The sequence below is a fragment of the Brevibacterium sp. S111 genome (assembly GCF_004745075.1).
Classification (GTDB): Bacteria; Actinomycetota; Actinomycetes; order Actinomycetales; family Brevibacteriaceae; genus Brevibacterium.
Window position 1 is genome coordinate 145,661 of the sequence record NZ_RHFH01000008.1, and the last position, 14,433, is coordinate 160,093.

Sequence of the window (14,433 nt, forward strand, 5' to 3'; positions counted from 1 at the left end):
GTCGTCCTGCTCAGCGTGCCACAGGGTTGGGCATGGTGCCGGCGTAGAGCAGGGATTCGGCTTGGTTGCCGATGTCGACCATCAGCTTCGTGTTCCGCAGCTGCAGGCGGTTGAGGCAGGAGTGGGCGAAGCGTTCAGCACGCAGATCGACGTCCCCGCTGACCCCGCGGGCATGCTCCGGGTGATCGGATTCGTAGCCGTCGAGCACCTCGGCGACCACCGTCCAGAACCGTTCGGCACTGAGCAGACCGTCGGTGTCGAGGATCCCCGACAGGTGGCGCAGGACTCCGTCGAACATGTCGGTGAACACCGACAGCGCCTTCTCCTCCCCGGGCACGAGGGCGCGAATGCGTTCGACATCGGCGGGCAGTTCTCGGTGGCCGAGCACGGCGACCTCCTCGCCGATGTCCTTCATGAACGCCCCGGTGACCGTGTGCTCGTCGAGGACGAGGATGAGATTCTCCCCGTGCGGCATGAAGACGAGGTCGTGAGCGAGCAGTGCATGGACGAGCGGATACAGGTACGCCCGCAGGTAGCTGCGCACCCAGTCGGCGGGCTCCTGCCCCGAGGCGCGGATGAGCTCGCCGGCGAAGGAACGGCCCTCGTGGTCGCGGTGGAGCAGAGCGGCCATGGTGATGAGCTTCTGGCCCGGGGCGATCTGGGCGACGGGGTTCTCTCGCCAGAGAGCGGCGAGCATCTTCCGGTGCGGGTTCGTCTCCTTCGTCTGGTGGTAGACGTCCCCCGTGTAGCCGAGCGCGGCGCGTTCCCGCAACACTCGGAATCCGGTCTTCGCGAAGGTGTCGTCGGAGCCGATGAGGGTGGCGACCCAGTCATTGATGGCCGGGGTGTCACGCATGTACTTCGGCGACAGTCCGCGCAGGAACCCCATGTTCTGTACGGCGAGCGCGACTTTCACATACGGGGCGTCGGCGCGCGAATGGTTGAAGAAGGTCCGCAGGGACTGCTGTGCCTGGTGCTCATCGTCACCGTCGCCGAGCGGCAGCAGGTCTCCGCGGGCGATGTCCGCGGCGAAGGTGATCGCCAGCCGGTGATCGGCCTGCCAGGGGTGGATCGGCATGAGGTGGAAGTCCGCCGGATCCTGCCCGGTCGCCCGGATGCGGGAGTCGAAGCGTTCCCGTTCGGTCTCGCTGAGCGCCTCGCCGAGGTGGCCCGCCTCGTCGAGTCCTTCACCGAGGGAGAGGTGGCTGTGATCGCGTCTCACGGCCACCCATTCGATGTGGTTGAGTTCCCCGTTCTCCGGCGCCCACTTCCGGAAGTCGCTGAGTCCGAAGCCGATGCGACCGTTGTTCGCAAGGAATCCGGGGTGACCTTCGGTCATGGCCGCCTCGGTGGTCTGGAAGTCCGAATCGACGAGGGCACGGGCATTGGGCCGACGTCCGGCCCGGGCGTCCTCGAGCTTGTAGGCGGCCCCGGCCAGGGTCGAGGCGAGTTCTTCGAGGTAGGTCGAGATGAGGTCCTCGGGGATGGAGAGTGCGTCCTGGAGTTCGACGACGAGTTCCTGCGCGTCGAGCGGAACCTCGGTCTCGCCGTGCCACCGGCTGATGCTGTCTGCGTCGATGGCCCAGTGTTCGAGCGGGAGCACGCGGGCGGTGAAGGTGTAGCGTGCGGCCCCGTCGATGTTCAGTTCCCACCGGCGATCCTCTTCGCCCCGCACCTCTTCGATCTGTACGGGGGTGATGAGTCGTTCGTGAGCGAATTCGGACAGGGCTTTGGCGACGAGGTGGCGCTGCACGACGGAGAACGCGTCGGCGTTGAGGTGGGCGTAGGCAGTCGGTGCCGTCTCATCGCCCCGGTCCCGAGGGGATTCTCCGAGATTCCGACCGGCATGCGCGCCCGAGTGTTCGCCGACGAGCGGGGCGAGCGCACTGGCGTCGAAGTCGGCGCGGGTGCACGCACTCACGAGGGCTCGTTTCTCGATCTCGCCCATCATGATCGTCGCCTCGGTCACCGGGGTGAATCCGGCGGCCCGGTTCTTCTCGATGATCGCGGCGTTCCGTGCATCGGGTTCGACGACCACGCGGGTGCCACCGCGTCCGCCGGCATCGACCGGGCGCAGGCAGAAGTCGATGACCTCGGCCATGATGCGGTCGGTGAGTCCGTGCACGGCCGATCCTGCCGGTGGTGCGACGAGCAGGTGCATCCCGATATCACCGGGCCCGGTGGCCAGGACCTTCTGCGGGATGAGGCTGTCCGGGGCGTAGGTCTCGATGTAGAAGCAGTCGCTGCCGTCGACGGAGCCGACCCAGCCGTTGTCCTCCGCGGAGTCGCGGATTCCTTCCAGGTAGGCCCGGACTCCTGCCTCGTCGAGGTCGGTCATCATCCAGTACTGGGCACGCGGATGAGTGAGCCATTCGCAGAGCTGCGCGGTGTCCCGGTCGACGTCGAGCGCTCGGATGGTCACCCTCGCCGAGGCGGCCGTGAGCTTCACGGTCGAGTCCTCGGTCGCGGTCGCATCCTCGGCGGTCGCAGTCGAGGCCGCATCTGCGGTCGTGGTCGCGTCCTCGGCGGTCGGGGTCGGGGCAGTGATGAGTTCGATGGTCATGCGTGTGACATCTCCTTGGAGTCGTCGAAGGCGAAAGCGGCAGCGGGCACGGCATCGGATTCGTCCGCGGGTACCCCGAAGGTCTGGAAGGCGATGCGGTTCTCGATCAGATAGGGTTCTCGACCGGTGACCGCGGCCAGCACCACCGAGGCCCGCCATGGCCCGAACCCGAGGTCGGGGGCGGTGACTCCGTGGGTGTGCTCTTCGCCGCCTACGACGTGGATGGTGCCCTCGTCGTTGATCGTGTAGTGGCGGCTGACGTCGAGGCGGCCCCGCGAGTCCAGCCGCACCTCTGCCCCGAGCGGTGTCAGGAAGCCCGGCACCTGCGATTTGTATCCAGTGGCCGCAATCACTGCACGGGATCGTCGGGTGAAGGTCTTGTCCAGTGCCGTATTCCGGAAACCGAGGAGGTATTCTCCGCTCATCGGGTCGATCTCAGCGGTTTCGAGTTCGGCTTCGCAGATGAGGTTCGTGAGCAGTTCGCGTCCTCCGCGGCTGAGCCGATAGAGGGTGTCGTGGATGTCGTCGACGAGGTCGGCCGAGATGCCCTTGTACAGGGTGCGCTGCTCTCGACCGACGCGTTCACGCAGCTCATCGGGCAGGGCGCGGAAGTGGTCGGTGTATTCCGGGGAGGTCATCTCGAGAGTGAGCTTCGTGTACTCCATGGGGAAGAACCTCGGTGAGCGGGTCACCCAGTCCAGTCGCACCCCGCGGTTCTCGGCGTCGTCGATGAGGTCGCGGTAGATCTCGGCGGCCGACTGTCCGCTGCCGACGATCGTGATGGCACCCGATTGAAGCAGCGCCTCTCGGTTGTCGAGGTACTCGGCGGTGTGGATGAGGGGCCCGGTCGATGCGAAATCGTCCTCTTCCGCCAGTCCCCGCAGGGCCGGCGGCAGCACCGGCTGGGTGCCCACCCCGAGCACGAGGTGCCGGGCGCGGTAGGTTTCGGTCGTCACGATCTCACCGGAGTCGTCGGTCATCTCGGCGAGGGCGGTGAACACACCATCCTCCCTGGTCACGGACACAACGCGGCGGTTCCACTGCAGCGAATCCAGCTGGGCGGCGACCCAGCGGCAGTATTCGTCGAACTCGGCCCGCAGGGGGTAGAAGGATTCGCGGATGTAGAAGGGGTAGAGCCGCCGGCGCTCCTTGAGGAAGTTGAGGAACGAGTACGGCGAGGTCGGGTCGGCCATGGTGACGAGGTCGGCGAGGAACGGCACCTGGATGGTCGAGCCTTCGATCATCATGCCCGGGTGCCAGCGGAACTCGGGCCGTTGGTCGACGAACACCGCGTCGACGTCGTCGAGCGGTTCGGCCAGTGCGGCGAGTCCGAGTCCGAAGGGCCCGATGCCGACGCCGAGGATGTCGTAGATCCTGTGGGTGTCGTGGATGTCCTGGGACTGTGCACTCATGCTGCGCCTCCTTCGGTGGTGATGTGCCGTCCGGCGAGGATTCCGTGCCCGGTGGCGCGGACGAGGTCGAGGACCGCGGTAATGTCATCGATGCTGGTGTCGGGGTTGAGCAGGGTGACTTTGAGCCAGGGTCTGCCGTCGATCGTCGTGCGGGCGACGGCGGCACGGCCGGAGCGGAAGAGGACGCGGCGGAAGAGCGGGACGAGTTCGTCGGCCGTGTGCTGGTCCGCGGTGTACGGGGTGAAGCGGAAGAGCACGGTGGACAGGTCGGAGTCGCCGAGCACCTCGAAATCGGCTTGAGCCTCGAGCAGCTGCCGGACTTCGGTCGCGAGGTCGCAGACGGTGTCGATCATCGTCCCGATCTCGTCTGCTCCGCGGGCACGCAGCGTCGTCCAGAGCTTGAGCGCATCGAAGCGGCGGGTGGTCTGCAGAGACTTGTCGACCTGATTCGGTTCCGCATCGTCGGCCTGTGCTTCGGCTTCGGGATTGAGGTAGTCGTGGTGGTGGATCGTCGGCGCGAACAGGGCCGCATCCCTGACCAGCAGCGCCGAGGACGACACCGGCTGGAAGAACGTCTTGTGGAAATCGATGGTCACCGAGGCGGCCCTGCCGATTCCCTCGAGCAGGTGTGCTCGGCGCGGGGCCCAGAGCAGGCCGCCGCCGTATGCGGCGTCGACGTGCAGCCACACGTTCGCCGATTCGCACACCTCGGCGATGGACTTCAGGGGGTCGATGACGCCGAGGTCGGTGGTGCCTGCGGTGGCGACGACGGCCATCGGGGTCGCGTCGTTCGCGTCGATCGACAGCAGGCTCGCATTCAGCGCTTCGGCGTCCATGCGCCCGGTCGCGTCGGTCGGGACGGTGACGACCGCCTCGGCGTCGAGTCCGAGGAGGAAGGCTGCGCGGGAGACGGAGAAGTGAGCCTGGTCGGTGGCGAGGATCCGCAGACGGGAGAGCAGTTCCAGGCGGGTCGACGGGGAGGAGCCGCCTCGGCGGGTTTCGGCGTCATCGGATCCGCCGCGGTCGGATTCGTCGGCGTGAGCGGTCAGTCCGGTTAGGACGTTTTCGCGGGCGAGGAACAGCGCGTGGAGGTTCGATTGGGTACCTCCGGAGGTGAAGATTCCGTCACCGTCGGCGAACCCGAGGTGGCCGCAGGTCCAGTCGATGAGGCGCCGCTCCATGAGGGTCGCGACCTCGGACTGGTCGTAGGTGTCGACCGAGGTGTTGATGGCCGCGAGCATCGCTTCGGCGGCGACGGCGGGCACAGCGACCGGGCAGTTGAGGTGGGCGACGTAGCTGGGGTGGTGGAACCACACGGCATTGTCGGCATAGAGCGCGTCGGCCTCGCGCAGCGCCTCGGCGTTGCCGACTCCGGCCGTGTCGAGGTCGACGGCGTCGACGGCGGCCTGCAGCCCCGATCGATCTTTCGCCGAGGCTGCCCTGGCCGTGGTGCGGAATCGTTCGCCGAGTGCGTCGATGACGCTGTGCATGAGAGCCGAGTACTCGTCTGCACTGTGGGCACCGAGCAGGGCGTCGGTGCGGGGATTGTCGGGGGTATGAAGGGGTGCTGCGGCGGGTGCCGATTCGGTCTCGGAGAGCAGAGAAGTCGTCACTGTGAGGTTTCCTCCTTCGATGAACGAACAGCGGATCGCGGCTCGCATTAGGGAAACCTACCCTAACTGTCTGCGTTTCCGAAGAGCCTGTGACCTGGGATGACAACTACGGGCGTCGCCTGCTCATCTCGCATGAGGGCACCCTCCCCTGAATTCACGCGGCAAGGAACCCGTCCGCACTACGGGTGCATCGGCCGGATAATGAGCGAGTGGCATTCGTCACATCGGGGTGTGTCATCCAGCATTGTGAGACATTCGAGGCGGATGCAGCTCCTGAGTTCCGGACGCCTCGCGGGGAGTCTCAGCACAGAATCCCGCCCGGATCGTCCGAGATTCGACTCGCGACCCGCTGCCCACCAAAAATAGGTCGCTATCGGATACTCCTGTCGCCGGAAAGCATCCGATGCTGACCTAGATTTGCCGCTCGCGACCGCACACCCAAGAAGCCGCAGCCTCCGCGCAAACGCGGAAGCTGCGGCTTCTCATCGACCAGAGACCCCTCCGTCAGAGGTGCCTGCCTACGTCACTTCACGACGTAGTTCGGGGCCTCCACGGTCATCTGAATGTCGTGCGGGTGGCTTTCCTTCAGGCCCGCAGTGGTCAGCCGGACGAACTTGCCCTTGGACTTGAGCTCGTCGATGGTGCGTGCACCGACGTAGAACATCGTCTGGCGCAGGCCTCCGGTGAGCTGGTGGGCGACCTGCTTGAGCAGTCCGCGGTAGGCGACACGGCCCTCGATGCCCTCGGGGATGAGGTCGGTGTCGGTGGCGATATCGGCCTGGAAGTAGCGGTCTTTCGAGTACGACTTGCCGTGGCGCGGAGCCATCGCGCCCAGCGACCCCATGCCGCGGTAAGCCTTGTACTGCTTGCCGTTGATGAAGATGAGCTCGCCGGGCGACTCGTTGCAGCCGGCCAGCAGGGATCCGAGCATGACGGTGTCGGCGCCGGCGACCATAGCCTTGCCGATGTCTCCGGAGTACTGGAGTCCGCCGTCGCCGATGACCGGGACACCTGCGGCGCGAGCGGCCTGGGCTGCCATGTGGATGGCGGTGACCTGTGGGACGCCGACTCCGGCGACGACACGGGTGGTGCAGATCGAGCCGGGTCCGACTCCGACCTTGACGGCGTCGACACCGGCATCGATGAGTGCCTGCGCGCCGTCCTTCGTGGCGACATTTCCGCCGATGATCTGGACGTTTGCGAAGGCCGGATCGGACTTGATCGTCTTGATCATGTCCGTGACACCCCGGGCGTGACCGTTCGCGGTGTCGACGACGAGAACGTCGACTCCCGCCTCGGCGAGCATTCCGGCGCGCTCGTAGGCGTCGCCGTAGAACCCGACGGCGGCACCCACGCGCAGGCGACCTTCGTCGTCCTTCGTGGCCAGCGGGTATTCCTCGGTCTTGACGAAGTCCTTGACGGTGATGAGGCCCTGGATGACATTGTCGTCATCGACCAAGGGCAGCTTCTCGACCTTGTGCTCGGCCAGCAGTTCGAAGGCCTTCTCGGCGGAGACGCCGACGGGTGCGGTGACCAGCGGCATCTTCGTCATCGTCTCGGCGACGGTGCGGGTGGGGAATTCGCTGCGGGTGACGAAGCGCAGGTCGCGGTTGGTCACGATGCCGACGAGCACGTTGTTCTCATCGACGACGGGCAGGCCGGAGATGCGGTAGCGGCCGCAGATCTCGTCGAGCTCTTCCAGAGTCTTGTCCGCGGTGATCGTCAGCGGGTCGTTGATCATGCCCGATTCGGAGCGCTTGACGTAGTCGACCTGCTTGGCCTGATCCTCGGCCGAGAGGTTGCGGTGGATGATGCCCAGTCCGCCGATGCGGGCCATGGCGATGGCCATACGGGATTCGGTCACGGTGTCCATGGCCGCGGAGACGAGCGGGATGTTGAGCTCGATCTCCTTGGTCAGCCGGGTGGCGGTGGAGGCTTCTGAGGGGATGACATCGGTGTCGCCTGGCAGGAGGAGGACATCGTCGTAGGTGAGTCCCGTGAGGGAGAACGGATCGTTTGCGGCCTGTGATTCCTGCTCAGGATTTCCCATGAAGACAGCCTTTCGACGCGAAGATACGGTGGCTCAATGGTATCGGAGCCCGACAGGTGCCCGCCACGGGTGCAAACACCGAGCACTGTGAGACTGACTACACGACCGGCAGCGGTTGTCCGCGCTCACCGGCCAACGCCTCTGTAGCCTGGAGTCATGATCAAGACTCGTGAGATCCGCATGTTTCCCGACCACGGACACCGCTGGCCGCTGTGGGGCGATGTGCTGCATGACGAACTGTGCCTCGAGCCGTCTGACCTCGATCTCTCAGATGAGCTGATTCTGGACCTCCGGGCGCTCTATGACTTCTGGGAGCGCCATGACACCAGCTGCTGGACGACTCCGACAGCAACAGGGTGGGACACGAACGAGAATATGCGAGTGTGGGAACTGGCCGAGGCCGAAGCGAAGCGACGTCTGGCAGATGAGGTCGCCCAGTACGGCATCACCGTCGAGGCGCGCTGATGCACTAGCGCCCCTCGCCCACGGACCGTGCGAGGTCGAGCGTCGAGGCTTCGGAGTCGTCGAGGTGGATGCGCAGCAGCCCTTCGGCACCCTGCCGGTCTCCGGACTTCATCTTCTCGAAGATATCGCGGTGCGGGTTGGCCCAGTGTGAGTGGTACTTCCCCGGCTCCGGCGAGCGCGAGAACGTCGTCGACAGCCGGGCCATGAGGTTGAGGTAGAACTCGTCGAGCAGCGGGGATCCGAGCAGGCCGACGATCGCGCGGTGAAACGAGGCCGAATGCTCTTGTGCATCGGCCCAGGTCTCGTTCTTCGGCGCGGTCTCGGCGCGGATGACGGAGGCTTCGACGGCGGCCATCGCCTCATCGGTGGCGTCCTGGGATTCCTGGACGGCACGGATCTCGAAGACTCGGCGGGCACGGTAGAGGTCTTTGAGCTCGTCGATGCCGAAGGTGGAGACGAAGAATCCGCGGTTGGGCTCCTGGGTGAGCAGTCCGGCGTGGCGCAGCAGGCTCAGAGATTCGCGCGCGGTGTTGCGCGAAACGTTGAATTCCTTGGCCAGGGCACCATCGCGGACCGGGCTTCCGGCCGGGTATTCGCCATTGGTGATGCGGGTCCGGACAAGGGCGACGATGGCCTCTGAAGTGCAGCCGGGGGCATGTGGACTCATGGCACCAGGCTACCGTGTTCAGCCGGATTCGGAGCGGAATGCGGCGGGATCGAGTTCGAGATCGGTGGTGAAATGACGTGGACGCCCGGTGAGCGGATCCGCGAACGCGAGCTCCGCGGCCAGCAGCTGCAGCGGTGAACTGAAGTCATAGGGGTCCGGCGCGAGGTCGACCGGATAGACCGGATCACCGAGGATGGGCAGCCCGAGCGCGTTCATGTGCACCCGCAGCTGGTGGGTCTTGCCCGTGAACGGCTCGAGTTCGTACTCGGCGATCGCTTCCCCTCGCCGAGGCGGCCGTGCACTATCCGTTGACCGTTGGGGTTCCGGGTCGTGGGCAGGCAGGTCCGGTGAGCAAGTGGTTCGGACCAGCCGGATGCGGCTGAGTGCGTTCGCCTCCCCCTCGGTTTCGAGAACCTGCCTGGCGCCGACGGGCTTGACCAGGCGGGATCTCCTCTCAAGAGGAAATTCCAACTCCGCTGGCGGTGCCGGGGCCAGGGCGCGGTAGGTCTTGCGCACCGTGCGATCTTGGAACAGGCGTTGGTAGCGGCCGCGGGTCTCCGGCCGTTTGGACAGGACGAGGAGACCGGCGGTGATGCGGTCAAGACGGTGGATGGCCACGAGGTCGGGTTGGTCGAGGTCGACGCGCAGGCGGGTGACGACGCACTCGCGGACAAAGCGTCCGTTCGGGGTGCTCGCGAGGAAGTGGGGTTTGTCGACGACGAGGAGGTCCTCGTCCTCGAAGACGGTGCCGACTTCGAAGGGGATTCGCTCTTCGGGCGGAACCGGGCGGTGGAAGAAGTAGAACCCGCCGGGGATGACTGGGTCGTCCCAGCCCACCGGCAGCCCCGCCTCGTCGCGCATGTCTCCATCGGTCAGCAGGGTGCGGCGGGATTCGGGGGCCGCCTCGGGGAATTCGGTCTCGAGCCACTGCCCGATCGTGTCGGGAACGGGCAGGTGATTCTTCGCGTGGGTGGCCTTCCCACCCGGGGCGCGCAGTGCGGTCGCCGAGATGCCGTCTCGAGGCGGAAGCGGACTGCGGGGCATGGGCCCAGTCTAGGCGTTCGGAGGATGGCCCGACTGCAGCCTCGGTCGCACCCGCATTCTTTGGCTGCGGCGCGCACTTCTTCCGACGATTCCCGCAAATCTCCGAGGCGGCTTCCGATTCTTCGCGGGACACCCCCTATGGTGGGAGGCATGGACCACACCGAACTGACGGAGAAGTTCTTGAGGGATAGAGTCGTCACTCCGGTCGTTCTCGGCATATTCGCCGACGACGAATGGGAGAGTGTCGCATTGGAGAACGACGTGGACGACGATCGGATCGTCATTGCCAGAGTCGTCGTCTGCGGGGAGGCCGTCGAAGTCGTCCTCGACTATCCGGGAAACACGGAGAGTGTCTTCGAGATGCAGCAGCGGCTCGTCGAAGAGTTCAAAGCCTTCATCGAGCGGTCCGAATTCGGTGCGCATCGCACCTCGGAGTCGGACACGTTCAACACCCGACGCACCCCGAATGCGGTGACCCGCACTCCCCGACCGAACTTCCTCGGTCCCTCGGAGTGCACTCAGCGTCGTCGCCGCTATCAGGGTCGGGTCATGCGCATCGATCGTCGCCGCTGCGTCTCCGCCCACCGTCGCAGCTGAGACCGACCGAACCGCTCGTACACGAAGCCTGCGGTGCTTATGCCCGCTGGATAAGGAAGTCGATGTCGACGCCGTCCGGCAGAGCACCGTATTCGCGGCCCCGCTCGGCACCGAGGCGGGCGGCCGCAAAGCTTGATGCCACCTCGGCGGGAGCGGATTCGAAGAGGATCGCCGCCTGCATGAGCAGCGCCATCTTCTCCACGAGCACCCGGCCGCGCGCCTGCAGCGCCGCCTGGGCGGAGGCCTCTCCGCTCTCAAGGTCCTGCACCGCGGTCTGCAGCGACCGGGCCAGCGACTCATAGGCCGCATCGAAGTCCGCGTGCTTGCCGAGCCCGGTTTCGAGGAAGCCGAGGAAGGTCTTCGCGCTCCGCGGTTCGCGGGCCAGTGCGCGCAGCACGTCGAGGACGATGACGTTGCCGGAGCCTTCCCACACCGCCATCACCGGCTGTTCCCGGTAGCGGCGGGCCAGCGGAAAGGACTCGGTGTAGCCGTTGCCGCCGAGGCACTCGAGAGACTCATAGGCATGTTCGGGTCCGCGTTTGCAGATCCAGTATTTGCCGACGGCCGTCGCCAGTCGGCGGAAGTCAGCCGCCTCGGCGCTGTCATCGTCGTACGCGGCGGCCAGGTGCAGCGCCGTGTAGGTCGCCGCTTCGGCTTCGAGCTGGAGGTCGGCGATGACGGCGCGCATGAGCGGCTGGTCGATGAGCGTGGCACCGAAGGCCGCGCGTCCGCGAGCGTGCCAGACCGCCTCGGCGACGCATTGGCGCATGCCCGCGGCCGACCCGAGCACGCAGTCGAGCCGGGTCTGAGCCACCATCTCGATGATCGTGCGCACGCCCTTGCCGGCCTCGCCGAGCAGCCATCCGTCGGTGGCGTCGAACTCGATTTCGGACGAGGCATTGGATCTGTTGCCGAGCTTGTCCTTGAGCCTTTGGATGCGCACCGTGTTGAGTTCGCCGCCGGGCAGCACACGGGGCACGACGAAGCAGCTGGGGCCCTCGTCGAGCTGAGCGATGACGAGGAAAGCGTCGGATTGCGGGGCTGAGCAGAACCATTTGTGGCCTGTGATGAGGTGGTGGTCGCCGGAGGACACCGCATAGGTGGTGTTCGCGCGGATGTCCGATCCTCCCTGCTTCTCCGTCATCGCCATCCCGAAGGTCACGGCGGACTTCGTCGCCGGGTCGATCCGGCGCGGGTCGTAGCCGGATGCTGTCGCGCGCGGTTCCCAAAACACGGCGAGGGCGGAATCGGCGCGCAGGCTCGGCACGACGGCATGCGTCATCGACACCGGGCAGGCGTGGCCGGGTTCGATCTGGGAGAAGAGCATGAATCGCACGGCTCGTTCGACGTTGGCGCTCGGCCCGGGATGCGTCCACGCATACGAGTGGGCTTCCGCGTCGAGGGCATCGCCGATGATCCGGTGGTAGGCGGGGTGGAATTCGATCTCGTCGATGCGGTTGCCCCAGTCGTCGTGGGTGTGCAGCACGGGTCCGTGCACGTTGGCCAGGCGAGCATCGTTGATGAAGTCCGTGCTGCCGACGAGCGCGCCGATGCGCTCGAGATCATCCGTCGCAGCGTTCGGCGCATAATGGGCGAGCGCATCGACGAGGGCCCGGTTGAGCGTGAATTCGTTGATATCTCGCCGAGGCGGCGCCTGATTGAACACAGTATGCGTCGTCCGCGGCGTGGTGGAGTCTGCAGTGGCCCGGGCTGGGCCGGGGTCTGCGGTGGTGGTCATGGTTCTCCTAGTGCTGATCGGGTGAAGGCAGTCAATGCGGTGATGAGCGCCGTGATCTCTGCGGGGCGGGGATTCGGGGAGGCCGGGTCGAGAATGTCGACGAGGTTCTCTCCGATGCTGCCGACGATGGACCGGGCAGCCACCTCGGCGGGGACGGCCGCGGCAACGGCCTCGGCTCTGCGCGCCCGCTCGAGTCCGGCGGCGATGGCGGTGACGTAGCCTCGCCGCAGCCGAAGTCGTTCGCTCTGCACCGGCTCAGGCACCTCTTCGAGGAGCAGGGCGTAGGCGAGCCGGCGCCCGGCGACGGCGCGGCGGACGAAGACCTCGACGGTCGACTCGGCGACCTCGGCAACGGTGGAAGCCGCGGCCACCGTGTCTTCGATGACGGCCAGTTCGTGACCGGCAGCCTGGGCGAAGACGAGCCGCAGGAGCTCCTCGCGGTTGGTGAAGTACGTGTAGATCGAGCCGGCGCTGCAGTCGGCCTCACCGGCGACAGCGGCCACGCTCGCCGATGCGAATCCCCCGCGGGCGATGACATGCCGAGCGGCGCGTTCGATAGCGGCCCGACGCGCTTGCGCATTGGCGCGGGTGCGCGTCGTTTCGCGATAGCCCATACTCACCTCGGTTCGACGAGACCGACCGACACCGTCGAAGATCGCCGACGGTGTCGCCCTCTCGAGCACTCACTTCCCCAAAGAAATGAATCGTGGTTCAATTGTTTTAAGTATGACACTCGTCACAGGGAGAAGCAATGAAGCTCGGAACCATGCTCGACACCACCGTTCTGCGTCATCCGGACAAAGAGGCTCTGGCCTATGAGCATCAGCGCTTCACCTACACCGAGCTGCGCCACCGGGCGCTCAAGGCCGCTCAGGTGCTCACTGACAACGGAATCCGCCCCGGAGACGTCGTTGGCATCATGACGTTCAACGTTCCCGGGTTCGTCTTCGCCGCGTTCGGCGCCTGGTACCTCGGCGCCACCGTCGTGCCGATCAATCACAAGTTCCAGGCCCCGGAGGTCAAGTACACGGTCGAGCATTCGGGCGCGAAGCTCGGCATCGTCAGCACCGAACTCGCCGAGACAGCCCGTGCCGGAGGCCCGGACATCACCTGGCTCGAGACCGAGCCCAGCGCCCCGGGCAGCTTCGACACCCAACTCGATGCCGCCGAGGAGGCCGTGCCCGGTGACTTCACCGATGAGCAGGTCGCGCAGATCCTCTACACCTCGGGCACGACGAGCTCCCCGAAGGGCTGCGTGCACACCCACCGCAGCATCTCCCAGGTGGCGACGCTGATCAATCTCAACATGGGCTACCGAGCCGATGACCGCTACCTCATCTGCATGCCGATCTGGCATTCGGCACCCCTGAACATCAGCCTCGTCCCGACCCTCCAGACCGGCGGCACCGTCGTCCTGCAGCGGGCTTACCACCCGGTGGACTCGATGAAGATCATCGCCGAGGAGGGGATCACGACGTTCTTCGGCCCCACCGTCGCCTATGTCGCGCCGATCATGACCGCGAAGAAGCTCGGCATCGACTTCTCCGACTATGACTTCTCATCCATCCGCAGGTGGAACTACGGAGGGTCCCCGATCGACCGGTCGACGGCGGGAATGCTCATCGACACCTACGGCACGAACCAGTTCTACAACCTGTTCGGCATGTCCGAGATGGGTCCGACCGGATGCCTGCTCGGCCCCGAGGACCAGCTGCGCAAGGCCGGCTCCGTGGGCAGGACGGCGATGATCGGCAATGCGATGCGGGTGGTCAGAGCCGACGGGGCCGAGGCGGGGCCGGGCGACACCGGTGAGATCTGGTTCGCCGGCGACACCCGGATGCGCGAGTACCTCGGCAATCCGCAGGCGACCGAGGCGGCCTTCGACGGTGAGTGGTACAAGACCGGGGATCTCGCCCGCCTCGACGAGGACGGCTACCTGTACATCGTCGACCGGTCGAAGGACGTCATCATCGTCGGCGGGGAGAACGTGTTCTCCCTCGAGGTCGAAGAGGCGGTCATCGCCCATGACCGTGTCGCCGATGTCGCGGTCGTGGCCAAGCCTGATCCGCAGTGGGGCGAGCAGGTCGTCGCCGTCATCGCCACCACCGATGGTGAGGCCTTCGACGTCGAGGAGCTGCGGGACTTCCTGTCCGACAAGCTGGCCCGCTACAAGCTTCCGCGGGAGGTCATCATCACCGAGGAGCTCCCCCGCAACCCCTCGGGGAAACTGCTCAAACACCAGTTGCGCAGCCAGGTGGCTGCCGGCTGAGGGCCGACCGGGCAT

At 66.1% G+C, this 14,433-nt stretch carries 11 protein-coding genes; 3 read left to right on the forward strand and 8 right to left on the reverse strand.

Features of this window, described 5'->3' with window-relative positions; translation table 11 throughout:
• Positions 1-10: 10 nt before the first annotated feature.
• The 4 genes from EB836_RS10995 to guaB all read right to left on the reverse strand — a co-directional run bounded on the left by EB836_RS10995 (position 11) and on the right by guaB (position 7,638).
• Positions 11-2,563, reverse strand: a complete 2,553-nt coding sequence (locus tag EB836_RS10995) for a GNAT family N-acetyltransferase (RefSeq protein WP_135540312.1) — start codon at positions 2,561-2,563, stop codon at positions 11-13.
• The gene (locus EB836_RS11000) at positions 2,560-3,975 is read right to left on the reverse strand and encodes a SidA/IucD/PvdA family monooxygenase (protein ID WP_135540314.1); all 1,416 of its coding nucleotides are present in this window, start codon (positions 3,973-3,975) and stop codon (positions 2,560-2,562) included. Before EB836_RS11000 ends, EB836_RS10995 begins: the two co-directional genes overlap by 4 nt.
• Positions 3,972-5,588 carry a pyridoxal-dependent decarboxylase gene (locus EB836_RS11005; RefSeq protein ID WP_346763089.1) on the reverse strand — a complete coding sequence of 539 codons (1,617 nt, stop codon included), beginning with the start codon at positions 5,586-5,588 and terminating at the stop codon, positions 3,972-3,974. The genes EB836_RS11000 and EB836_RS11005 overlap by 4 nt, the downstream gene beginning before the upstream one ends.
• A 523-nt stretch (positions 5,589-6,111) precedes the next feature.
• Positions 6,112-7,638, reverse strand: coding sequence for an IMP dehydrogenase (guaB, locus tag EB836_RS11010; RefSeq protein WP_135540318.1), 1,527 nt, complete (start codon positions 7,636-7,638; stop codon positions 6,112-6,114).
• A 156-nt stretch (positions 7,639-7,794) separates the two neighbouring features.
• Here guaB and EB836_RS11015 point away from each other — a divergent pair, with 156 nt between their 5' ends.
• The gene (locus tag EB836_RS11015; RefSeq protein ID WP_135540320.1) at positions 7,795-8,103 is read left to right on the forward strand and encodes a hypothetical protein; all 309 of its coding nucleotides are present in this window, start codon (positions 7,795-7,797) and stop codon (positions 8,101-8,103) included.
• A gap of 4 nt (positions 8,104-8,107) precedes the next feature.
• Here the strand turns inward: EB836_RS11015 and EB836_RS11020 are convergent, their stop codons facing one another.
• On the reverse strand, positions 8,108-8,770 hold the full coding sequence (locus tag EB836_RS11020; protein ID WP_135540324.1) for a GntR family transcriptional regulator: 663 nt from the start codon (positions 8,768-8,770) through the stop codon (positions 8,108-8,110).
• 18 nt (positions 8,771-8,788) lie between these two features.
• A complete protein-coding gene (locus tag EB836_RS11025; protein ID WP_135540327.1) occupies positions 8,789-9,814 on the reverse strand; it encodes a pseudouridine synthase in 1,026 nt (341 codons plus the stop codon).
• A 150-nt stretch (positions 9,815-9,964) separates the two neighbouring features.
• Here EB836_RS11025 and EB836_RS11030 point away from each other — a divergent pair, with 150 nt between their 5' ends.
• Positions 9,965-10,411: a hypothetical protein gene (locus tag EB836_RS11030; protein ID WP_135540329.1), complete on the forward strand. Its 447-nt coding sequence runs from the start codon at positions 9,965-9,967 to the stop codon at positions 10,409-10,411.
• Between the two features lie 37 nt (positions 10,412-10,448).
• Here the strand turns inward: EB836_RS11030 and EB836_RS11035 are convergent, their stop codons facing one another.
• Both EB836_RS11035 and EB836_RS11040 read right to left on the reverse strand, forming a co-directional pair.
• Positions 10,449-12,149 (reverse strand): acyl-CoA dehydrogenase family protein, encoded by a 1,701-nt coding sequence (locus EB836_RS11035; protein WP_135540331.1) that lies wholly within the window; start codon positions 12,147-12,149, stop codon positions 10,449-10,451.
• Positions 12,146-12,763 carry a TetR/AcrR family transcriptional regulator gene (locus EB836_RS11040; protein ID WP_135540333.1) on the reverse strand — a complete coding sequence of 206 codons (618 nt, stop codon included), beginning with the start codon at positions 12,761-12,763 and terminating at the stop codon, positions 12,146-12,148. The genes EB836_RS11035 and EB836_RS11040 overlap by 4 nt, the downstream gene beginning before the upstream one ends.
• A gap of 137 nt (positions 12,764-12,900) precedes the next feature.
• Between EB836_RS11040 and EB836_RS11045 the strand changes: the two genes are divergently transcribed.
• Positions 12,901-14,418, forward strand: coding sequence for an AMP-binding protein (locus EB836_RS11045; RefSeq protein ID WP_135540335.1), 1,518 nt, complete (start codon positions 12,901-12,903; stop codon positions 14,416-14,418).
• Positions 14,419-14,433 lie beyond the last annotated feature (15 nt).

Coding starts and splice junctions, on each gene's coding strand:
- EB836_RS10995 (WP_135540312.1), bottom strand. CDS start 2,563: ATGACCATCGAACTCATCACTGCCCCGACCCCGACCGCCGAGGACGCG.
- EB836_RS11000 (WP_135540314.1), bottom strand. CDS start 3,975: ATGAGTGCACAGTCCCAGGACATCCACGACACCCACAGGATCTACGAC.
- guaB (WP_135540318.1), bottom strand. CDS start 7,638: ATGGGAAATCCTGAGCAGGAATCACAGGCCGCAAACGATCCGTTCTCC.
- EB836_RS11015 (WP_135540320.1), top strand. CDS start 7,795: ATGATCAAGACTCGTGAGATCCGCATGTTTCCCGACCACGGACACCGC.
- EB836_RS11020 (WP_135540324.1), bottom strand. CDS start 8,770: ATGAGTCCACATGCCCCCGGCTGCACTTCAGAGGCCATCGTCGCCCTT.
- EB836_RS11025 (WP_135540327.1), bottom strand. CDS start 9,814: ATGCCCCGCAGTCCGCTTCCGCCTCGAGACGGCATCTCGGCGACCGCA.
- EB836_RS11030 (WP_135540329.1), top strand. CDS start 9,965: ATGGACCACACCGAACTGACGGAGAAGTTCTTGAGGGATAGAGTCGTC.
- EB836_RS11035 (WP_135540331.1), bottom strand. CDS start 12,149: ATGACCACCACCGCAGACCCCGGCCCAGCCCGGGCCACTGCAGACTCC.
- EB836_RS11040 (WP_135540333.1), bottom strand. CDS start 12,763: ATGGGCTATCGCGAAACGACGCGCACCCGCGCCAATGCGCAAGCGCGT.
- EB836_RS11045 (WP_135540335.1), top strand. CDS start 12,901: ATGAAGCTCGGAACCATGCTCGACACCACCGTTCTGCGTCATCCGGAC.